General features: G+C 65.4%; 20 protein-coding genes. 6 read left to right on the top strand and 14 right to left on the bottom strand.

The features are described from left to right. The first annotated feature begins 317 nt into the window (after positions 1-317). Positions 318-1,364, top strand: a complete 1,047-nt coding sequence (locus tag I6E04_RS09300; RefSeq protein ID WP_235422918.1) for an asparaginase — start codon at positions 318-320, stop codon at positions 1,362-1,364. Between the two features lie 104 nt (positions 1,365-1,468). On the opposite strand, the gene I6E04_RS09295 is transcribed toward I6E04_RS09300, so the two are convergent. From I6E04_RS09295 to groES, 6 genes are all read right to left on the bottom strand, one after another. Next, positions 1,469-1,867 carry a DUF1648 domain-containing protein gene (locus tag I6E04_RS09295; protein ID WP_235422917.1) on the bottom strand — a complete coding sequence of 133 codons (399 nt, stop codon included), beginning with the start codon at positions 1,865-1,867 and terminating at the stop codon, positions 1,469-1,471. A gap of 43 nt (positions 1,868-1,910) precedes the next feature. Beyond that, positions 1,911-2,987, bottom strand: a complete 1,077-nt coding sequence (gene ychF, locus I6E04_RS09290; RefSeq protein WP_235422916.1) for a redox-regulated ATPase YchF — start codon at positions 2,985-2,987, stop codon at positions 1,911-1,913. A gap of 110 nt (positions 2,988-3,097) precedes the next feature. Further along, a complete protein-coding gene (locus I6E04_RS09285; RefSeq protein ID WP_235422915.1) occupies positions 3,098-4,363 on the bottom strand; it encodes a 4Fe-4S binding protein in 1,266 nt (421 codons plus the stop codon). Between the two features lie 144 nt (positions 4,364-4,507). Then, complete coding sequence (locus tag I6E04_RS09280) at positions 4,508-5,539, bottom strand: YitT family protein (RefSeq protein ID WP_235422914.1); 1,032 nt, start codon at positions 5,537-5,539, stop codon at positions 4,508-4,510. A 287-nt stretch (positions 5,540-5,826) separates the two neighbouring features. Then, positions 5,827-7,464: a chaperonin GroEL gene (groL, locus tag I6E04_RS09275; protein ID WP_235422913.1), complete on the bottom strand. Its 1,638-nt coding sequence runs from the start codon at positions 7,462-7,464 to the stop codon at positions 5,827-5,829. Positions 7,465-7,516: 52 nt separating this feature from the next. Further along, positions 7,517-7,804 (bottom strand): co-chaperone GroES, encoded by a 288-nt coding sequence (gene groES, locus I6E04_RS09270; RefSeq protein WP_235422912.1) that lies wholly within the window; start codon positions 7,802-7,804, stop codon positions 7,517-7,519. A gap of 286 nt (positions 7,805-8,090) precedes the next feature. Here groES and I6E04_RS09265 point away from each other — a divergent pair, with 286 nt between their 5' ends. Next, positions 8,091-9,308, top strand: a complete 1,218-nt coding sequence (locus I6E04_RS09265) for an amidohydrolase (RefSeq protein WP_235422911.1) — start codon at positions 8,091-8,093, stop codon at positions 9,306-9,308. Positions 9,309-9,447: 139 nt separating this feature from the next. On the opposite strand, the gene I6E04_RS09260 is transcribed toward I6E04_RS09265, so the two are convergent. The 8 genes from I6E04_RS09260 to I6E04_RS09225 all read right to left on the bottom strand — a co-directional run bounded on the left by I6E04_RS09260 (position 9,448) and on the right by I6E04_RS09225 (position 16,468). Further along, positions 9,448-10,707, bottom strand: coding sequence for a DUF4013 domain-containing protein (locus tag I6E04_RS09260; RefSeq protein WP_235422910.1), 1,260 nt, complete (start codon positions 10,705-10,707; stop codon positions 9,448-9,450). A gap of 278 nt (positions 10,708-10,985) precedes the next feature. Continuing rightward, positions 10,986-11,867: a MetQ/NlpA family ABC transporter substrate-binding protein gene (locus I6E04_RS09255; RefSeq protein ID WP_235422909.1), complete on the bottom strand. Its 882-nt coding sequence runs from the start codon at positions 11,865-11,867 to the stop codon at positions 10,986-10,988. A 53-nt stretch (positions 11,868-11,920) separates the two neighbouring features. After that, positions 11,921-12,586, bottom strand: coding sequence for a methionine ABC transporter permease (locus I6E04_RS09250; protein WP_235422908.1), 666 nt, complete (start codon positions 12,584-12,586; stop codon positions 11,921-11,923). After that, entirely contained in the window at positions 12,579-13,466 is an 888-nt protein-coding gene (locus I6E04_RS09245) for a methionine ABC transporter ATP-binding protein (protein WP_235422907.1), read from the bottom strand. Before I6E04_RS09245 ends, I6E04_RS09250 begins: the two co-directional genes overlap by 8 nt. A gap of 496 nt (positions 13,467-13,962) precedes the next feature. After that, a complete protein-coding gene (locus I6E04_RS09240; protein ID WP_235422906.1) occupies positions 13,963-14,520 on the bottom strand; it encodes an Asp23/Gls24 family envelope stress response protein in 558 nt (185 codons plus the stop codon). A 33-nt stretch (positions 14,521-14,553) separates the two neighbouring features. Continuing rightward, positions 14,554-14,931: a DUF2273 domain-containing protein gene (locus I6E04_RS09235; protein ID WP_235422905.1), complete on the bottom strand. Its 378-nt coding sequence runs from the start codon at positions 14,929-14,931 to the stop codon at positions 14,554-14,556. Further along, positions 14,921-15,466 (bottom strand): hypothetical protein, encoded by a 546-nt coding sequence (locus I6E04_RS09230; RefSeq protein ID WP_235422904.1) that lies wholly within the window; start codon positions 15,464-15,466, stop codon positions 14,921-14,923. Before I6E04_RS09230 ends, I6E04_RS09235 begins: the two co-directional genes overlap by 11 nt. Before the next feature lie 195 nt (positions 15,467-15,661). Next, a complete protein-coding gene (locus I6E04_RS09225) occupies positions 15,662-16,468 on the bottom strand; it encodes a YebC/PmpR family DNA-binding transcriptional regulator (protein WP_235422903.1) in 807 nt (268 codons plus the stop codon). A 328-nt stretch (positions 16,469-16,796) separates the two neighbouring features. Between I6E04_RS09225 and I6E04_RS09220 the strand changes: the two genes are divergently transcribed. From I6E04_RS09220 to I6E04_RS09205, 4 genes are all read left to right on the top strand, one after another. After that, a complete protein-coding gene (locus tag I6E04_RS09220) occupies positions 16,797-17,264 on the top strand; it encodes a zinc-ribbon domain-containing protein (protein WP_235422902.1) in 468 nt (155 codons plus the stop codon). Positions 17,265-17,473: 209 nt separating this feature from the next. After that, positions 17,474-20,401 carry a cation-translocating P-type ATPase gene (locus tag I6E04_RS09215; protein ID WP_235422901.1) on the top strand — a complete coding sequence of 976 codons (2,928 nt, stop codon included), beginning with the start codon at positions 17,474-17,476 and terminating at the stop codon, positions 20,399-20,401. Between the two features lie 118 nt (positions 20,402-20,519). After that, positions 20,520-21,173 (top strand): potassium channel family protein, encoded by a 654-nt coding sequence (locus I6E04_RS09210; protein WP_235422900.1) that lies wholly within the window; start codon positions 20,520-20,522, stop codon positions 21,171-21,173. 9 nt (positions 21,174-21,182) lie between these two features. Further along, positions 21,183-21,842 (top strand): potassium channel family protein, encoded by a 660-nt coding sequence (locus I6E04_RS09205; RefSeq protein ID WP_235422899.1) that lies wholly within the window; start codon positions 21,183-21,185, stop codon positions 21,840-21,842. Positions 21,843-21,869 lie beyond the last annotated feature (27 nt).

Raw genomic sequence — 21,869 nt, 5'->3', positions numbered from 1 at the left:
GCATGCAAGCGAAGGGACGGTGCCCCGGGCACCGTCTCTACTCGAACCTCACTATCATACATGCTCACGCCGCACCTCCTAAAAACTGCACCGCATCGGCGGGTTTATGGGGTCGTCGATCCGCATGGGGCGGCGGTGTGCATGTCCCAAAAGGGGCCAGGAGATAATTGGGGAGTTGCCGGCAAGTTTGCGACAAGTTTGTACCTGGCACCTTCTTGTCGGGAACGCTGCCGACAAGTTTGCGACAGGTTTGTACCTGGCACCTTCTTGTCGCACAATAGGTGCGGACCGATCCGCGAGTGAACGAGGGATGCACGATGAAGAGGATCTTGCTGCTGGCCACCGGAGGCACGATCGCCTCCGCTCAAGATGTGCACGGCTTGGCGCCTGCGCTTTCCGGCGACGATCTCGCCTGCGCCGTGCCCGAGATCGCGGATCTCGCCGACATCGGCGTGCGCCAGCTCATGAACATCGACAGCACCAACATGCGCCCGCGCGACTGGCGGCGCATCGCACGGGCCATCGTCGAGGCGTACGACGAATACGACGGCTTCGTGGTGCTCCACGGCACCGACACCATGGCCTACACCGCCGCCGCCCTCTCCTACCTCATCCAGAGCAGCCCCAAGCCCATCGTGCTCACCGGTTCGCAAAAGCCCATGGGAGATTCGTTCACCGATGCCAAGCTCAACGTGTTCCAAAGCATCGTCTATGCGGTGGACGATCGCAGCCACGACGTGGTCATCGTGTTCAACGGGGCGGTGATCGCCGGCACGCGCGGCCGCAAGCAGCGCACCATGAGCTTCAACGCGTTCAAGAGCGTCAACTACCCGTCGCTGGCTTACATCCGCAACGACCGCATCATCCGCAGCGGCGACGCGCTCGCCCGTGCGCACGGCGTGATGCTTCCCAAGGCCTCGATCGACGGTCCGCGTTTCTTCGACAACCTCGACGAGCGCGTCTTCGTGCTCAAGCTCACCCCGGGTATCGAACCGGAGGTTTTCGAACTGCTCAAGCCGCGCTACGACGCGGTCATCCTCGAGACGTTCGGCATCGGCGGCATCCCCGACTACGAGCGGACCACGCCCGGCGCGCTCACCTTCAAGCAGGCGATCTTTGACTGGGTGGACTCCGGACGCACGATGGTCATCACCACGCAGGTGCCCGAGGAGGGCCTCGACCTCGGCGTCTACGAGGTCGGTCGCGCCTATGCCGAACATCCCGGCATCCTCAAGGGCGACGACATGACCACCGAGGCGCTCGTCGCCAAGACCATGTGGGCGCGCGGGCAATCGGGCGACCCTTCGCGCATCGAGGAGCTGTTCTACCAGCCCGTCAACTACGACCGTCTGCCGACAGCTTGACGTTCCGGCGGCGAAATCAGATCAGACGTTTTTGCACAGGGGCCCGCGCATGCGCGGGCCCCTGACGCCATCCGATTTCACAGCGGCGGAGTAGACCGCCCCGGCTAGAACACGAGTGGGTTCGTGCCCGTCAGCACCATATACAGCAGGTAGGCGTTGGCCACGTTGATCACCGCGGTCGTGATGACGCCGCTGCGCAGGAAACGCTCGGCCAGACCCACGGCCATGGTCATGGAGTCCTTAGCGTGCTCGGCGGCCTTGCGCGCCGTCTGCACGTAGATGCCGAACCCGAACGCGACCGACATCGCCGCCGGGATCAGCATCTCGAACTTGCTGCCGTAGCGCGTGACCGCACCGGTGGCATCGAAGCGCATGGGCACCTCGTCGGGAAGCCCCGGGACGAGCACAAGCGCGATGACGACCGGGATGAGCGCGAGCACGATGGTCGCGATGCCGAGATAGCCGGCCTTCTTCCCGTATTTGAACATGGACAGAGATGACATAGGTGATACTCCTTTGTGCGCGCGACGGACGACTCCGCCCACCTTAGACGTTGAAGCGGAAGTGGACCACGTCGCCGTCGGCCATGACGTACTCCTTGCCCTCCATGCGCAGTTTGCCGGCCGCCTTGGCGCCCTGCTCGCCGCCGAGCTCGATGTAATCGTCATAGGAAATGACCTCGGCCTTGATGAAGCCGCGCTCGAAGTCGGTATGGATCACGCCGGCGGCCTGAGGAGCCGTGGCACCCTGACGGACCGTCCACGCCTTGACCTCCATCTCACCCGCCGTGAAGAACGACTGCAGGCCGAGCAGCTTGTATGCCGCCTGCGCGAGCACCTCCAAGCCCGGGCGCTCGAGACCGAGCGTCTCCAGGTACTCGGCGGCCTCCTCGGGGTCGAGCTCGGACAGCTCGGCCTCGACCTTGGCGCAGATGGGGATCGGGGTGACGCCGTCGATGGGCTCGAGCTCCTCACCGAGCATGTCCTCGTCGACGTTGGCCACGTACAGGATCGGCTTCATGGTGAGCAGGAACAGGCCCTTGGCGGCGGCGCGCTCCTCGTCGGTCATGTCGAGCGCCGCGGCGCGGTTGCCCTCGTTCAGCCAGCCGACCAGGCGCTTGGCGATCTCGAGCTTGGACATGAGGTCGTGGTCGCGCTTGGCCTCCTTCTCGAGCTTGGGCAGCTGCTTTTCGAGCGTCTGGATGTCGGCCAGGATCAGCTCGGTCATGATGGTGTCGGCGTCGCCCGCGGGATCGACGAAGTCTCCGGTGCGGCCGACCTCGCGCATGACGTTGGGATCGGTGAAGTAGCGCACGACCTCGCAGATGGCGTCGGTCTCGCGGATGTTGGCCAGGAACTGGTTGCCCAGGCCCTCGCCCTCGTTGGCACCCTTCACAAGACCGGCGATGTCCACGAACTCGACCGTCGCCGGCACGATGCGGCCGGGGTGCACGATGTCGGCCAGCTTCTGCAGGCGGTCATCGGGTACGTCGACGATGCCGACGTTGGGGTCGATGGTGGCGAAGGGGTAGTTGGCCGCCAGACCGCCCTTCTTGGTCAGCGCGGTGAACAGCGTCGACTTGCCCACGTTGGGCAGACCGACGATACCGATTGACAGAGCCATGGGATCGCTCGCTTTCTCCTATCGCGCCGGTCCGCAGAACCGGCGTCACGTCAACAAACCGTCGCGGCGCACCGTGCCGCGAATCGCACCGCGCAAGACGGCGCGCAGGGCTAGTCCGCCATCTTCTCCACCGAGTCGAGCACCTTGGTGAGGACCTTCTTGCCCTCCTCCTTGGTCTTGGCGATCTCGGCACGCGTCTTGACGGCATCCGCCGCCTTCTTCTGCGCCTCGGGATCGGGCACCACGAGGTCGCTCGCATCGTGCTCGACCATCTTGATCGCGTGCTCCTCGCAGACCTCGGCGCACAGGCCGCAACCCACGCAGTAAGCCGGCTCGACGACGAAGCGCCCGGAACCGAGCAGGTCCGTCGCGTGCGTCGGGCACTTCTTCACGCACTCGCCGCACGCCGTGCAACGGTCGAAGTCGCACTCGGGTGTGCTCACCTGGATGTTCGAGGCCAGCTCGGGATGGGACTGCAGCGTGGAGAGCAGCAGTTGCCGACGCTGGATGAGCAGGCGGCGGCGCTTTTGGGTCGTCGTGCCGCAGGCCGCCTTGAGCGTCTTCTCGAGTTCGGTGATCTTCTTGGAATGGTCGCGCAGACGCTGCGTGACCGACGCGACCGCCGCCGTCGCCGGGTTGAGCTTGCTCACCGCGAGGCCGGTCGTCTTCATGATGTTGTCCATGAACTCCTTGCGCTCGTACTCGCGGCGCTTGACGCATTTGAGCTGCTTGGAGTCCACCTCCAGACCGAGCCCGGTCCCCGCCCACTCCTCGGCGGTGGCGATCGAGTCGCCCAAGATCTCCTCGCCGGTGGTGTTGCGACAGCGTTCGCAGATATCGAGCGGCAGGTAGACGCTCACGTTGGGATAGTCGGCCATCACCGAGAACCACACCTCGGGCGGCACGTCGCCGATGCAGGCCACGACGACCTCGTTCTCGCGCGGGACGCGACGCAGGGCGCGCGTGCAGGTCACGTAGGCCGTGTTGAACGCCGCCGCGGCGCCGGCGATGGAATCGTAGAGCTTCTTGGGGGTCAGGCGCTGGGTGACGAAGGCCTCGGTGGGGCACACGCTCACGCACAGGCCGCATTTGCGGCAGCTGTCCTTGATGTCGATGCTGAAGTCCTCGATCTCGATCGCGTCGACCGGACAGGCGTCCATGCAGGCGGTGCAGCTGCTCTTCTCGTAGTTGCACACGAGGCACGGGATGGAGTTGGCGCGCGGCTTATCCTTGTAGTCCGCGGGGTTCCAATGCGGGGTGCCGTCGCCCTCGGCACCCATTAGGGCGTCGGTCACGCCGCCCAGCGGGTTCTTGAGGGCGCTGATACCCTTGCTGATATCGATGATGTCGTCGAACAGATCGTGCTGTTGCGCCATGCGAACACTCCCCTGGCGCGGTGCGCCGGTCCAAAATGCGTATCATGCGACCTTCTATTCTAGCGGGAATGCATGCGCTGCGCACAACTTTGCGATCGCGCCGGCCGTATTCACCGCATCGCCAAGGCGGGCCGTCGGGATCCGTCAGTCCACCGGACCGCGATAGAAGCGGCCGAAGAAGCTCTCGGTGCGGAACACGTTGATCACCGCGCGGTCGTCATGCGCGCGAACGAGCGCCACGATCTCGCCCACCTCGTAGGAGGACACGACGGTCTCGATGCGCCAGAACGTCTTGCGGCTGTACCCGCCGATCATCTCGTAGCACGAGGAACCGTGCTTGAACGCATCGTGGTAGGCCTCGAGGATGTCGTCGGGTTTCTTCGTGGTGATCTGCAGGGTCATGCGGTCGTAGCGGTGGTAGAACATCTCGATGGTCTTCGTCGAGATGAACTGGAAGATGATGGAGTACGCGGCGGCGGTCCATCCGAACAGATAGCCGAAGATCAGCAGCACGACGCAGTTACCCGCGAAGACGAGGCCCCAGATGGATTTGCCGGTCTTGTTGGAGACCATGAGCGAGATGAAGTCCGTGCCCGCCGTCGAGGCGCCGCCACGCAGCGCGATGGCGATGGACAGGCCGTAGATGAACCCGCCGAAGACCACCAGCAGCACCGGTTCGTCGAGCATCGGCTCGAAGCGCATCTGGCTCAAGAAGAAGCTGGCGAGGAACACCTGGATCATCGAGAAGATCACGAAACGCCGGCTGATGCTCTTCCAGCACACGAGCGCCACGGGGATGTTGAGCACGACCATGCCCACGAACGTGGGGAAGCTGAAACCGAACAGCGAGGTGATGCGGTCGATGAGGATGGCGAGACCCGTGAACCCGCTGGACAGCAGGCCCGCGGGTTGCACGAACACCTGGATGGCATAGGCCTGCAGCAGCGCGGAGACGATCACGAAGCACAGGGTGATGGCACGGCGGACGATGCGGCGACGACGCAGGCTGCGCAGATGCTCGACCTCGGCGACGACGTCGGCGACCACCGGCGCGTCGCTGATGCGCCGGTGCTTTCCGGAAGCCTCCTCCTTGCGCTCGCGCTCCTTCAGCGCGGCGCGCGCCTGCGCATCGCGCACATAGGTGCCCTCTTCCGGCTTGTCCCAATCCTCGGCCATGCCCGAACTACCTCCCCGTGAACCAAGGCGACCCAAGATGCAACGGCATGGTAACACCGACGGCGTGGAGCCACAGTGACAATTCAAGCAGTGGCCGGCGCATCCCCGTCAACGCACCGACCCCAAACAGCGCCCGGGACACCCCCTTTACCGCCTGCCGCCACAAGGAGGTGAACGCAGGAGCGCCCCTCGGTGCTCCCGCGCGAACATTCCGCAGGCCGTAAGGCCGAGGACGTTCGCAAGGGACACCGAGGGGCGCTCCGGTGGGAGATTATCCCCTTTGCGGCTTAGTACATGCCGCCACCCTGCTGACCGGCGGTCGCAGCGGCGATGGCATCCTCAAGAGCGGTGTTCTTGGGGACGTCGGTGACGGTGGCCTCGGTGATGAGGATCAGCGAGGCGACGGAGGCGGCGTTCTGGAGCGTGGTGCGGGTGACCTTGACCGGGTCGAGCACGCCCATGGCGATCATGTTGCCCCACTCGCCGTTGGCGGAGTTGAGACCCTCGCCCGCGGGCAGCGAGGCGACCTTGTCGACCACGACGGCACCCTCGAAACCGGCGTTCTTGGCGATGGTGGCCACCGGCGCGGTCAGTGCCTTCTTGATGATGTCGATACCGATCTGCTCCTCGGGATCCTCGACGACGATACCGTCGAGCGCGGGGATGGCGTCCATGAAGGCCACGCCGCCGCCGGCGACGATACCCTCCTCGACGGCCGCGCGGGTCGCCTGCAGGGCGTCCTCGACGCGGTGCTTGATCTCCTTGAGCTCGGTCTCGGTCGCAGCGCCGACCTTGATGACGGCGACGCCGCCGGAGAGCTTGGCCAGACGCTCCTGGAGCTTCTCGCGGTCGAACTCGGAGTCGGTGTGCTCGAGCTCGCCCTTGATCTGCGCGACGCGGTTGGCGATGGCCTCCTTGGAGCCGGCACCGTCGACGATGGTGGTGTTGTCCTTGGAGACGGTGACGGACTTGGCGGTACCCAGCATGTCGGCGGTGATGTCGCCCACCTTGATGCCGAGCTCGTCGAGGGCGGCCTGGCCGCCGGTCAGCACGGCGATGTCCTCGAGCATGCGCTTGCGGCGGTCACCGTAGCCGGGGGCCTTGACGGCGCAGACGTTCAGGGCGCCGCGGATCTTGTTGAGGACGAGCGTGGGCAGGGCCTCGCCGTCGATGTCCTCGGCGATGATCAGCAGGCTCTTGCCGGCGCGGGAGACGGCCTCGAGCACGGGCATGATGTCCTGGACGTTGGAGATCTTCTGGTCGGTGATCAGGATGTAGGGATCCTTGAGGACGGCCTCCATGCGGTCGTTGTCGGTGACGAAGTACGCGGAGACGTAGCCCTTGTCGAACTGCATGCCCTCGACGGTGTCGATGGTGATGTCGAAGGTCTGGCCGTCCTCGACGGTGATGACGCCGTCCTTGCCCACGACGTCCATGGCATCGGAGATCTTGGCGCCGACGTTGGGGTCGCCCGCGGAGATGGTGCCGACCGAAGCGATCTGCTCCTTGGTCTCGACCGGCTGGGCGTGATCCTTCATGGCCTCGACGGCGGCGTTGACGGCCTTGTCGATGCCGCGACGGATGGCAAGCGGGTTGGCGCCGGCGGCCACGTTGCGCAGGCCGTCGTTGACGATGGCCTGGGCGAGCAGGGTCGCGGTGGTGGTGCCGTCACCCACGGTGTCGTTGGTCTTGGTGGCGACCTCCTTCACCAGCTGGGCGCCCATGTTCTCGATGTTGTCCTCGAGCTCGATCTCCTTGGCGACGGAGACGCCGTCGTTGGTGATCGTGGGAGCGCCGTAGGAGCGCTGCAGGGCGACGTAGCGGCCCTTGGGACCCATGGTGACGGTGACGGCGTCGGCCAGGGTGTTGACACCCTTCGCGAGCTTGGCGCGCGCGTCGGTATCGAACGTGATGTTCTTAGCCATTTCGAATTCCTCCAAAAGATGAACTGTTGAGCTGATCTACTGCGCGGGGCGTCTACTCGACGACGGCGTAGATGTCGTCGACGCGCATGAGCAGGTAGTCCTCGCCGTCGACCTTGATCTCGTTGCCACCGAACTTGCCGTAGATGACATGGTCGCCGACCTTGACATCCATCGGGACGCGCTCGCCCTTGTCGTTGAGCTTGCCGGCGCCCACCGCGACGATCTCGCCGCGCTGCGGCTTCTCCTGGGCGTTGCTGGCGATGTACAGACCGGAAGCGGTCTTCTGCTCGGCTGCATCCGGCTTGATCAGAACGCGGTCTCCAAGCGGCTTAAGGCTCATGCTCGATTCCTCCTTTGTGCGACCATGCGGCGCATTCGCAGCGCTCACCATGGCCCTTGCCTTACGTACGCCAAGAATAATACCCACCTTGTCCGACTTATACAACGCAAAGGCAAAAAATCTAAATTCTCGGCACTTAGATTTCTTCAGTCCCCCTCAGCCATACGTGAACGTGCGTCAGACGTTTTTCACATGCGAAACGGTGCCTGACGCAATTTCACATGTGGATGACCCGACGTCGGTAGAATGTCCTTTGTATACAGGCACCGTTGCAAAAGGACACGCCATGGAAACCGAGGACACCATCACCGCCACCATCCAAACGCTCACCGCCGAGATCGAGCCGCGCGTCATCGAGTGGCGTCGCCATTTCCATAAGCACCCCGAGGTGAGCCTGCGGGAGTTCCGCACCACCGCCGATATCGCCCACGCACTCGACGAGATGGGCATCCCCTACGAGCGGCCGCTCGACACCGGTCTCGTCGCCACCCTGCGCGGCACCGCGCAGGACGCCTACGGCGCGGACGGCACGGCGCGCCGCCGCATCATGCTGCGCGCCGACATCGACGCCCTGCCCGTCGCCGAGCGCACCGACGCGCCGTTCGCGAGCGCGAACGACGGCGTCATGCACGCTTGCGGCCATGACTGCCATATCGCCATGCTGCTCGGGGCGCTGCACGTCCTCTCCCACATGACCGACGAGCTCCACGGCGAGGTCCGCGCGGTGTTCCAGCCCTCGGAGGAAAACGGCTCCGGCGCCCGGATGATGATCGACGCCGGGGCGCTCGACAACGTGGACGGCGCCTTCGCCATGCACGTGTGGAGCGAGGTCGATGCCGGGAAGATCTCCTGCGAAAGCGGCCCGCGCATGGCCAACACCGACTGGTTCCGCATCGACATCGAAGGTGCATCCGCCCATGGCGCGCTGCCGCAGCGCGGTGTGGACGCCGTCGTGGCTGCATCCCAGGTCGTGGACGCCCTGCAGACGATCGTCTCGCGCGACCTGTCCCCCTACGAGCCCGCCGTCGTCACGGTCGGCGAGCTCCACGCCGGCACCGCGCGCAACGTCATCGCCGGCTCCGCCTACCTCACCGGCACGGTGCGCACCTACACCGACGAGGCGCACGACCGCATGCCCTCCCTCATCGAGCGCATCTGCGCCAACACCGCGGCCGCCCTCGGCGCGACGGCGAAGCTCACCGAGTACACGATCGCCCACCCCGCCGTGATCAACGACGAGGCCGCCTCGAAGCGCTGTCGCTCCGCGATCGTCAAGGTTCTCGGCGAGCAGGCGATCGGCCGCTACCAGGGAACGCTTTCGGGAGAGGACTACTCCTTGTACCTGCAGCGGGTTCCGGGCGTGCTCGCGTTCGTGGGCGTGCGCAACCCCGCGATCGGCGCCACGTGGCCGCAGCATTCGTGCTTCTACACGATCGACGAGTCGGCCCTCGCCGACGGCGTGATGCTCGCCGCGCAATACACGGTCGATTTCCTCGCCGAGTAGGAGCGCGACGGTCCTTCTGACGGCAAACGGGAGCGTGGCGCTTGGCCACGCTCCCGCATCGATTCGAATCCGGGTACCGGATATGCACCGGACGGCCCTGCCGAGTGGGCAAAGCGGTCCGGCGGTTTTCGCGTGCAGGCTACACGGTCTGGCCGCCGGGCAGACGGAAGGTATAGTCCTCGTCGCCCTCGTGCGTCCATGCATCCGCATAGCGCTGCGCCCAGTAGCCGACGGCGCGGTACTTGAGCATGCTCGTGAACGCGCCCATGAAGGCCACGACGAAGACGATCAGCGCAAGCACCACGATCATGCCGAAACCACCGGAGAGCAGCGCACCGGCGATGCCGGACCCATAATAGCCGTTGTATGCGGAGCCGGCGACGATGGCGAGCAAGATGCCGACGAGGATCAAGACGACCACCGCCAGGATCGCCCCGGTGATGATGCCAGGCAGCAGCGAAGCGCAGAACAGCTTGCCGAGTTGCTTTTTGTACGGCTGCCACACCTTGCCGAACGAGAAGGCGGACTCCACGCGCCCCGTCACCGCGAGATGCATGACGGCGGCGTCCGAGAACATGGTGAACAGGATGCCGAGCACGAACGAGACGATGTAGAGCAGCATCGTCACGAGCGACAGGATGATGAGGATGCCGGAAAGGCCGCCCATCGTGTCACCATAGCCGTATGAACTCGAGTACGCCCACGCGCCGATGCTCGCCGCTCCGCCGAGCACCATCAGGAGCTGGGCGATCAGCGACGGCAACAAAGCGATAAGCGAAAGCGCGCCCGAAAGCGAGCTGCTGAGGAAGCCGAGCGAGAACAACGACGTGCGCAGGATGGAGGCGTTCGTGTCGAACCCGCGCCCGCGCGACAGCTCGCGGCCCCACTCGATCGCGTAACCGTTGCAGCAGATGCCCGCGATCCACGAGATCACAAGCCCGATGGGGCAGGCGATCCAACCGATGATGGGGATGATCAGCACGAGCAGCGAGACGAGCGCGATGATCGCCGGCAGAAACGCGATCTGCATCACGCGCTTCATGGCGCCGGGCACCTTGGTGATGTCGTCGAACGCCTGGGCCAGGCAACCCTTCGGGTAAAAGCCGCCGGGCGTCTGAGGCGGCGTCGAAGTCGAGGCGGGCGCGGTGTTCCAATCGAAAGCCGGCGGAACCTGCGCCGTCGCGGCGGCGTCCGGAGCGGGCACCTGCTGGGTCCGCCCATCCGCCGCAGCGGATCCGGGCTGCTGGGACTGCGCCTGAGCGGTTGCGGGATCGGGCTGCTGGGACTGGCTAGCGCCCGCGGCCGCCTCCTGCTGGGCCAGCTTCGCATTGGGCGCGCCGCACGCGGGACAGAAGCGGGCGGCATCGTCCATCTGATTGCCGCATCGGTTGCAAAACATCGTCTCCCCTTTCCTTCGCGGATGCCGGGTCGGCACCCGGGGCGTCCCGTCATTGTACGCCATCCGACAGATGGACGGTGCGTGCCCATCCAACGTTACGGAACGCGTAACCGACGCGATAACGCAAGACGCGCACCCCGCGCCTCGGGCATCTCGAGAGGGGCGTCCCGCCCGCACCGGACCGCCAGCGTCCACGCAACGCGAAACGCCCGCCGGGCAACCTCGGGAAACATCCCCGGGCGCCATGGCGGGCGTGTGGAACAGAAGGCGACTCGACCTTAGAAGGCGGGCAACACCGCGCCGTCGTAGGTCTCGTCCAGATAGGCCTTGAAATCGTCCGTGGTGAGCACGGCCACGAGCGCCTGCACGGCCTCGCTGTCCTCATGGTCGGGCGTCGTGCAGATGATGTTGGCGTACTCGGTCTGGATGACCTCGGACTGCGGATCCTCGGAGGCGACCGCGTCGCGCAGCGACAGGCCGGCATCGATGGCGTAGTTGCCGTTGATCACCGAGAAGTCGACATCGGCGAGCGTGCTCGGCAGCATCGCGGCTTCCTGCTCGATGATCTCGAGGTTGTGCGGATTGTCCACGATGTCGTTCTTGGCGGCCGTGATCCCCGCGTCCTCGGACAGGGTGATGAGCCCCAGATCCTGCAAAAGCAGCAGGGCGCGCCCCTCGTTGGTGGGATCGTTGGGAACCGAGATCTTGGCGCCATCGGCCACGTTGGCGATGTCATCCGACTTGCCGGCGAACACGCCCATCGGCTCGAAGTGGATGGAGCCGGCGTTCACCAGGTCGGTGCCGTTCTCCTCGTTGTAGTTGTTGAGGTAGTTGATGTGCTGGAAGTAGTTGGCGTCGACCTCACCGGAGCTCGTCACCTGGTTGGGGATGATGTAGTCGGTGTACTCCTTCACCACGAGCTCGATGCCCTGCTCGGCCAGAAGCGGAGCGGCGTACTCGTTCAGGATCTCGGCGTGGGGCGAGGGCGACGCGGCGACGGTCAGCGTGGTGCTCGAGGCGGCGGCGCTGCCCGCCTCGTCGGTGCCGGTGTCGCTCGAGCCGCAGCCGGCAAGGCCCGCCAGGCCGACAAGCCCCAGGCCGGCGACGGCCGCCTTGATGGCGCTGCGGCGGGAAAGATCGATGTTCGAGATGGTGTTCATGGGAAACCTCTTTCTTGGATGCGAAGGATGGAACTGGAAGGCGACGGTGAGCCCTAGCGGTGGTCGACCTTGCGGGCGATGAGGTCGCAGATGCTCTGGATGAGCTGGACCACGATCACGAGCAACACGACGGTGATGATCATGAGCTCGCTTTGATAGCGGTAGTACCCGTAGCGGATGGCGATGTCGCCCAAGCCACCCGCGCCCACGGCGCCGGCGATGGCGGTGTAGCCCAGCACGGCGATGAGGGTGACGGCGACGCCGCGCACGATGGAGGGCAGCGCCTCGGGCAGCAACGCGGAGAACACGATGCGCGGCACGCTCGCGCCGCAGGCCTCGGCGGCCTCGACCGCATCGCGCGGGACCTCGGCGAGCGACTGCTCGATCATGCGCGCCACGAAGGGCGCGGTGGACACGACGAGCGGCACGATGACGCCGCGCACGCCCGTGATGGTCCCCGCGACGGTACGGGTCACCGGGATGAGCAGGATGAGCAGGATGATGAAGGGCATCGAGCGCCCGATGTTCACGATCCAGCCCAGCACGGCGTTGGCGACGGGCGCCGGTCGCAGGCCGCCGGGTGCGGTCAGGTGCAGGATGACGCCGAGCACGATGCCGATCACGTAGGCGATCGCGCAGGACAGGAACAGCATGATGAAGGTATCGAGCGTACCCTGGGCGAGCAGGGCACCGTACTCGGAAAGAAAGTCGTTAAGCATCCCACTCCACCTTTCCGAGCAGCACGCGCGTCGCCTCGGCCTGGGGGTCGGCGAACACGCGCTCCACGCTCCCCTGCTCGACCACGTGCCCGCTCTCGAGCACCGCGACGTTGTTGCAGATCTTCTGCACCACGTCCATGGAGTGGGTGATGACCACGAGGGTCACGCCCGTCTCGCGGTTGATGTCGCGCAGGAGCTTCAAGATCGTGTTGGTGCTCTTGGGGTCGAGCGCGCTCGTGGCCTCGTCGCACAGGATGACCTCGGGTTCGCAAGCGAGCGCACGCGCGATGGCGACGCGCTGCTGCTGGCCGCCGGAGAGCTGGGAGGGATACGACGATGCCTTCTCGCGCAGACCGACACGGTCGAGGAGAGCCAGGGCGCGATCGCGATCCGCCGCGGTGACCTTGCCGTTGGCGGCAAGGTACGGGAAGCACACGTTGTCGAGGACGGTCTTTTGCGCAAGCAGGCCGAAGCTCTGGAAGATCATCGCGACGCGGCGACGGTAGCTGCGCAGCGCGGCACCGGACAGCCCGGTCACGTCGAGACCGTCGACCACGATGGAACCGGAAGTCGGCCGCTCGAGCAGATTGATGGTGCGCACGAGCGTGGACTTGCCGGCGCCGCTCATACCGATGATGCCGAAGATGTCGCCGTCGGCGATATCGAGGCAGATGTCCTCCAGCGCATGGACCTTGCCGTCGGGTGCGGCGAGGGTTTCCGCCGCCTCGGACGTCACCGCGGTCGCGGCGGCGGCTGCCATCGCAAGGTTGGACCCCTGCGCCGAAGCGAGCGAGACGGCCTCGGCCGACTCGCGCGCCACATGACCAGAGCCCTTTTTGGGCAGGTCGAACGATTTATACACGTGTTGGATACTGATCACGGGATTGGCTCCGCTCGATGATATGGATGAGGCAAGAAGGCGGGCCGCCTCCCGCCGGAGACGACCTAACGAAGGCGCCCGGTCTCCCCATGCGCGAGCGATGCGCTCGGCATGGCAAAGTGCCCGGGCGAGGGCATCTCCATGACCATCATCATATGTGCGGCAAACGTAAACATGGGATTTAGGGTAGCAGGGCGCTTTACCCGATGCAAGTACGCAGACGAAAAAGTGACAGAGCGGCCGAACGGGCAACTTGTTGCACCTCGGCTTACGTCTCGGCTCGGTATACCCTCGCCTGTGCAGATACGGAACGCTGCCGACTCGACTGTACAGAGGGCGTTCCGCAGGCGCACGCTCGATGCGGCACCAATGTCCCAAAAATCTCCTAGCCCCTTTTGGGACACTGCCGCATGGAAACGGCGCGGCGGAACGGGATATCCCCGCTCCGCCGCGCCGGACAGAACAGCAGATCGAAGCCGCCGTACGCGAAAACGACCTACTCGGCGTTCTCCTGAGCGTGCTTGTGGCTCGCGGCGTACTCCTCGCGCGTCATGACGTCCTCGATGCGCAGGTTGATGCCGGCGACCTCAAGGCCCGTCATGGACTCGAGACGCTCGGTCACGCGCGCCTTCACGTCCTCGAAGACGGCGGGGGCATACGCACCGTACTCGATGATCACCGAGATGTTCACGATGACACGGTTGTCGTCGGTCACCTCGACCGACACGCCCTTGGTGAGGTTCTCGGCGCCGAGCGTCTCCTGCACGAAGTGCATCAGGTTGCCCTTCATGCCCAGGACGTGCGCGGCCTCACGCGTGGCGATCGCGACGATCTTCTCGATCACGCCGTTGGAGTAGGTGAGGGAGTCCTCGGAGTCGAGCTCCTCGTCCTCGTCCCCATCGGCGTCGATCGCCTCGTCGGCTACCTCCGCGACCTCATCGACTGCATCCGCCGCATCGCCGGCGACCGCTTCCACCGCGTTCTCGGCGGCGTCCTCGACGCGCTCGTCGGCCTCGTCCTCGTGCGCAACCTCGATCTTCAGTTCATCGCTCATGAGATGATCCCCTTTCGGTCTACGTGCGGCGCGTTAGCGCTTGCCGGAAAACAGTCGCCTGAAGAAGTTCACGATGCCGTTGTCGCCATCGCGGATCTGGCCGAGCGCGGCACCAACGCCGGCGAATATGGCGATGACGATGGTCGCCCACAGGCCGATCGTCAGGATCAGCACCGCGAGCACGAACCCGATCACGCCGTAGAGCACCGTGTAGTGATGCGAATCGGCATATGCCCACACCGCGGCGCCGAGCCCCTTGATGAACCCGATGGCGTCCGCATCGAGGCGATGCGTCCGGCGCTTGGGCTCCTCCACCGGCTCGGTCGCCTCGTCGGCGACGGGACCCTGCTCGATGGACAGCTTGGGCGACGCGGACGACCTGCGCCCGTCGGAGGCGGTCTTATCGCTCATCTGGAACCTCCCTGGTGATGATGGTGGTCTTGCTGGGCAGGAAGCGCACGCGCACCTCGATGCCGGCGGTGCCGAGCAGACGGGTGCACGCGTCGGTCACGCGCTGCTGTATACCGTGTGCGAGTCCGTCGAGGCCTTCGTCGGTAAAGGCGATCGCCTCCACGAGCAGGCGCGCGCGGTCGCGGTCGCGTCCGATGATACGGCCCTCCACGCCCTCGATGAGCACGTCGCCGGCAGCCGCCGCGCGCGTGGCGGCGGACGTCAGCGCCTGCAGGCTCACCTCGACGTTCGGATTGCCGTCGGGATGCACGCACGTCGGGTCGGGGCGCCGGGCGTAGGTCGCGATGACGTTCACGAGCACGCCGAGCCCGAGGATGCCGATCGCCACGTACGCGCCGATACGGCCCGCAGGCGTGTCGAGCAGGGCCCGCACGCGATCGCCCATGACGCCCGTCAGCAAGCAGAGAGCGGCGCCGAGGACGGCGACACCCGACAAGAGGTGAATGGTGGCGAGGATGTTCCTGAGCGCTCGCACCGCCGTGCTCCTTCCGATCGTCGCGACCGCCGCGCGGGGCCGCCCATGGATGTACGTATACCCGTCGGCGCGCCCCTTCTTACACGGGCGTCGCCCGCGATACGCACCGGTAACGGAAAGCCGGGCTCACGAACGGCGTCGCGAACCCGGCTCGATGTAGGCTTCGATCCGCGCGGGGACGAGGCCGGCTGGAGGTTACTCCTCCTCCAGGGCGGCGACGACCTCGTCGGTCATGTTCATGGTGTGGTAGACGTCCTGGACGTCGTCGAGATCCTCGAGACGGTCGATGAGACGCTGGACCTTCTTGGCGTCGGCCGGGGTCACGTCGGTCGGCGTGGTGGGGACCATGGTGAGCTCGGAGCCCTTGACCTCGATGCCCTGCTCCTCGAGACCCTTGGAGACGGCCATGAGGTCGCCGGGGTTGGTCCACACGACCCACTCCTCGCCGGCATCCTCGTAGTCATCGCCGCCGGCCTCGGCGACGGCCATCATGAACTCCTCCTCGTCGCCCGCGGCGCCGTTGGCCATCATGTTCTCTTTCTTGTCGTTGGGATCGACGATCTCCTTGGCGACGACGACCTGGCCCTTGCGCTCGAACTGGAACGCCACGGAACCGGAGGTGCCGAGGTTGCCGCCCGCGTGGCTGAACGCGGAGCGGACGTCGGCGGCGGTACGGTTGCGGTTGTCGGTCAGGCACTCGACGTAGACGGCGACACCGGCGGGACCGTAGCCCTCGTAGACGATGTTCTCGTAGACGGCGGCGTCGGCACCGGCACCGAAGGCCTTGTCGATGGCGCTCTTGATCTTGTCCTTGGGCATGGACTGCGCCTTGGCCTTGGCCACGGCGGCGGCGAGGCTGGCGTTGTTATCGGGATTGGGGTCGTTGCCGAGACGGGCGGCAACGGTGATGTTGCGGCTCAGCTTGGAGAAGAGCGCCGAGCGCTTGGCGTCCTGCGCGCCCTTGCGATGCTTGGTAGTGGCCCACTTAGAGTGTCCTGACATGCGAGGCTCCTTCGAATTCATACCACCGTCGCACACGCGCGGGCGTGCGGACGGCCCATAGAAACACACGTTCAAGCATGATATACCGAATGCCCCCGCAGCAAAAGACCCCGACGCCGTTGCCACGCAAAGCGCACGGACCGCCCTGCGTGGAATCGGGGTGCGCGCAATCGGATCGGACGGTTCCCTCCCTGTCAGGATACCGGCGCGTTAAATCACCCGTACCAACCCATCTGCCCCGGTATCGCTTGCGCCCTGCGTGGTAAGCTCTATGCAACCGACGGAATCCGTCTTTCCCGTCGCGCACCTCATGGAAGGAGCCACCGCCATGTTCTGCCCTCAATGTGGTCATCAAAATCCCGATAACGCCAAATTCTGCGCCGGCTGCGGAAAACCGCTGCCCGAGTTCCCCGGCACCGCCCGTGCAACCACCGCTGCGAGCGCACCGCAGGCGACTGCGGCGGCACAGCCTCAGCAGCCGACCGCCGAACCGAGCCAGACCTACACCTACGACCAGGCATCCTCCTCGCCCATCGTCGAATACGGAACCCCCGTGCAGCCTGCGAACTCCAACGACACGACGCTGCGCATGGTGGCGTTCATCTTCTGCATCCTGTCGTGTGTCGGTTTCGGATGGCTGATCGTCCCGCTCATTTGGATGGTCCCCATGACCGTCCATGCGTACGGCATCTACAAGGGCAATAAACCCAACACGATGACCTTCGGCATCTGCACGCTCATCTTCTGCAACTTCATCGCGGGCATCCTGCTGCTCCTCTCCACTAAAGACGAGTAGGCGCGGATACCCACTCAAACCGGATCGTCGTGAAATCGGATCTGCCCAGTCTCACGGTTTCTGAAAACATTCTTAAAAAGTTGTTGCATGGTTGACGGCACATGACTATGATGCGTGCCAACCACAGGGAGGTCGCGCGAGCCCTGTGGCCATGTATTCCGCTTTTCCGCCGGAGCGCTCAGCTCCGAACGGTGGGAAGGAGAGGTCTCATGGGACGACCGAACGATGCATCGTCGCATGCGGCGATGAGCCAAGATCCCGACCCTCACCTGGGGTCGACCACGCATGCACGAGCAGACGCGAACGCTGACGATCTGCTGGAATCAATCAGACACGCGACAATCGAAGATGCACTCGAACGGCTTTCGGCGAACACCGGTGGGCTGAGCTCCGAGGAAGCGACGCGACGCCAGGCGACGCACGGCAAGAATCTGATCGAATCGGGCAAGAAGCGCTCCCCCGTGCTCGCGTTCCTGTCGAACTTCACGCACCTGATGGCGATCCTTCTGTGGGTCGCGGGCACCATCGCCTTTATCGCCGGCCTGCCCGAACTGGGTGTCGCCGTGTGGCTCGTCAATATCATCAACGGCGTCTTCAGCTTTTGGCAGGAGGCCCGCGCGAGCCAGGCGACCGAAGCGCTCAAGAAGATGCTGCCCGCTTACACCGACGTCATCCGCGACGGGCAGGAGCAGAAGATCTTGGCCGAGGACCTCGTCCCAGGCGACATCATGCTGCTCGCCGAGGGCGACAGGATCTCGGCGGACGCCCGCGTCATCGCAAGCTCGGACCTGCAGGTCAACCAATCCACCTTGAACGGCGAATCGAACCCCTCGCGCAAGGTCGCCGACGCCGTGCTCGAGGAAGGCCTCTCGCCCGCCGAGATACCCAACCTGGTATTCGCCGGCACGAGCGTCTCGGAGGGTAACGGGCGCGCCGTCGTCATGCGCATCGGCATGGACACCGAGTTCGGCAAGATCGCGAGCCTCACCCAGAACATGCAAGAGGCCCCCAGTCCGCTTCAGCGCGACCTCGACCGGCTGACCAAGCAGGTCACCGTCTTCGCCATGTGCATGGGCCTTATCTTTTTCGCCCTGAGCATGTTCGTCGTGCACGAGCCGTTCGCGAGCTCGTTCATCTTCGCGCTCGGTATGGTCGTGGCCTTTATCCCCGAGGGCCTGCTGCCGACCGTGACCTTGTCGCTGGCCATGGCGGTACAGCGCATGAGCAAGCGGAACGCCTTGGTCAAGAAGCTGAACTCCGTGGAGGCACTCGGATCGACGAGCGTCATCTGCACCGATAAGACCGGCACGCTCACGCAAAACGAGATGACGGTCAACCACCTGTGGACCGCGACGCGCGAATACGACCTGACGGGCGTGGGCTACGCGCCGACAGGTTCCATCGAATCGCAAGGGACGACGTACCGCGCCGTGGACGATCCCGATCTGGAGCTCTTGCTCGAAGGCGGCCTTCTGTGCGGCAACGCGCGCCTGCGCGCGCCGGAGGACCCCGAGCATCGCTACGAGGTCTACGGCGACCCCACCGAGGCATGCCTGATCGTATCCGCGCAGAAGGGCGGCATCGATCCCGCCGAGCTCGAGCGGCGCATGCCCCGCGTGAAGGAGCTGCCCTTCGAGAGCCGCCGCAAACGCATGACCACGGTGCACGCACTCGAGGACCCCATCGACGGCGCCACGCGCATCGCCTTTACCAAGGGCGCGCCCAACGAGGTCGTACGCCTTGCCGACACGATCCGCGTCGGTGGGCGAACCGTACCCATGACCGAGGAGCTCCGCGCGCGGATCATGGAGGCCAACGACGGCTACGCCGCCGACGGCCTGCGCGTGCTCGCCGTGGCGTACCGTCCCCTCGGCGCCCAAGCGGCGCGCGAGGGAGTGCCGGCATCCATGAGCGCCTACACGCCCGAAACCATCGAGTGCCACCTCACCTTCGTCGGCCTCGAGGTCATGATGGATCCGCCTCGTCCTGAGGTGGCAGCGGCCGTGGCGGAATGCCGCCGCGCCGGCATCCGCATCGTCATGATCACCGGTGACTACGGCCTCACCGCCGCGAGCATCGCACGCCGTATCGGCATCGTGGACGGCGACGACCTGTCGGTCATCTCGGGCTTCGAGCTCGCGCACATGGACGACGCCGAGCTCAAACGCCGCCTTGCCGGGCAGGTGGTCTTCGCCCGCATGGCACCCGAGCAGAAGCTGCGCGTGGTTTCGGCCCTGCAGGAGATGGGCGAGGTCGTGGCCGTCACCGGCGACGGCGTGAACGACGCGCCCGCGCTCAAGAAAGCCGACATCGGCGTGGCGATGGGCGTCGCCGGGACCGACGTGGCCAAGGAAGCCGCCGACATGATCTTGACCGACGACAACTTCGCCTCGATCGTCGCCGCGATCGAGGAGGGACGCGCCGTCTACAGCAATATCCGCAAGTTCTTGCTCTATATCTTGAACTCCAATGCGCCGGAGGCCGTGCCGAACGCGGTGTATCTGCTCTCGGGTGGAGCGGTCCCGCTGCCGCTGACCACCATGCAGATCCTCACCATCGACCTGGGCACCGACATGCTGCCGGCACTCGGCTTGGGCACCGAACCGCCCGAGCAGACCGTCATGGACCAGCCGCCGCGCGACCCCAACGAACGGTTGCTCAACCGTCGCGTGCTGGTCAAGGCGTTCCTGTGGTACGGCCTCATGGGCTCGGTCGCCGCCATGATCGGGTACTTCTTGGTCAACGTGCTCAACGGCTGGCCCGACGTCCCGCTGGCGGGTCTGGGCGACGAGGCCGACCCGGTCTACATCCAGGCGACGACCATGACGCTCGCCGGCATCGTCTTCGCCCAGATCGGCCAGGTCATGAACTGCCGTACCGAAAAGACCTCGGTGTTCAAGGTCGGCCTGTTCTCCAACCGCAAGATCCTGGTCGGCATCGCCTTCGAGGTCGTGCTCATCGTGTTCCTCACGATGTTCCCGCCGCTGCAAGGCGTGTTCCACACCGCCCCGCTCGCATGGCAGGACTACGTCTTTCTGTGCTGCATCCCGCCCGTGGTGGTCGCGATCGAGGAGGCGCGCAAGGCGTGGCTGCGCCATCGCGACGCGGTGCGCGCGAGGCGAGGTGGTGCGCGATGAAATCGCCGGCACCGGCGAGGTACCCGGCGCGACAGGTGCGCCCCACACGAGGGCGCCGCGACGTCGCCTGGCTTCGCATGATGAAATCTTTCTCCCCTCTTCGTAAGGATGGTGCACGATGAACGTGATCGTCGTTGGCGTCGGTTTCATGGGATCCGGTTTGGTCAAGCGCCTTACACGGCAGGGATTCGACGTCACCGCCGTCGACCGCGACCAAGCCGCCCTCGACGCGCTCGGATCAGATTTCGAAGGCGCTCGAATCTGCGGCGTCGGATTCGACCGCGCGGTACTGGAGGAGGCGGGCATCACGCGCGCGAGCGCACTCGTGTCGTGTATGGGATCCGACGAGGCCAACATCGTCGTGGCCCACATCGCGCGCAGCATGTTCCGCGTCCCGCGCGTCATAGCCCGCCTGCACGACCTCTCCAAGGCCGAAACGTATCGGCGTCTGGATATTCAGACCATCTCGCCCAACGCCTGGGGTATCTCGCGCATCTGCGAGCTGCTCACCTATCGACAGCTCGACGGCGTGTTCGAGATCGGTTCGGGCGAGGTGCGCCTGGTGCGCGCGGACGTGCCGCCGCTGCTGGCGGGTTCGACCGTCCGCGAGATCACCAGCATCGGGGAGGTGCAGATCGTCGGCGTCTCCCACGGCAACGAGACGTTCATCCCCACGCAGGGGACGATTCTCGCCGACGGCGATATCGTCTACGCGGCGGTCGCGGCCTCGGCAAGTCGGAAATTCAAGCAGATGCTCGGCATCGGAGAGTAGGCGATAGCTATGCAGATCATCATCGCGGGCGGCGGCAAGGTCGGCGCCCACCTGGCATCCCAACTCTGCGGCGATGGCGAGAAGGTCACCATCGTCGAGAGCCATCCCGAGGCGATCGCGCGCCTGCACCGCACGTGTCCGGAATGCACCGTGATCGAGGGCAGCGCGACCGACCCGCTCGTGCTCGAGCGCGCCGGCATCCACATGGCGGACGCCCTCGCCGTCGTGACGGGCAAGGACGAGGTGAACCTCGTCATCGCCATGCTCGGCAAGATGGAATTCGCCGTTCCGCGCGTCATCTCACGGGTGAACGACCCGGCAAACGCCTGGATGTTCACGCCGGCAAACGGCGTCGATGTGGCCATCAACCAGGCAGAGATCACCGTGCGCTTCATCCACGAGGGCATGAACCTGCGCGACATGTTCACCCTCATGAAGCTCGGACGCGACGAGCACAGCATCGTCCAGGCGACGGTGAACCCCGGCTCCAAGGTCGACGGCACTTCGCTCGCCGACATCGCGTTCCCCGCGCAGACGATCGTCGTCGCCGTCGAGCGCGGCGACACCCTTACCGTCCCCAACGGTCGCACCGTACTGCACGCCGGCGACGAGGCGATCCTATTCTGCAGCCGTGAGGGACGGGACGCGATCCGCCGGCTCTTCGCATAACGGCGCAGCGCGGGAAAACGGGTGGAT

This window comes from Collinsella tanakaei, from assembly GCF_021531055.1.
Lineage (GTDB): Bacteria > Actinomycetota > Coriobacteriia > Coriobacteriales > Coriobacteriaceae > Collinsella > Collinsella tanakaei_B.
The sequence above is the reverse complement of the archived record's forward strand: the minus strand, read 5'-3'. Positions and strand labels throughout refer to the sequence as shown.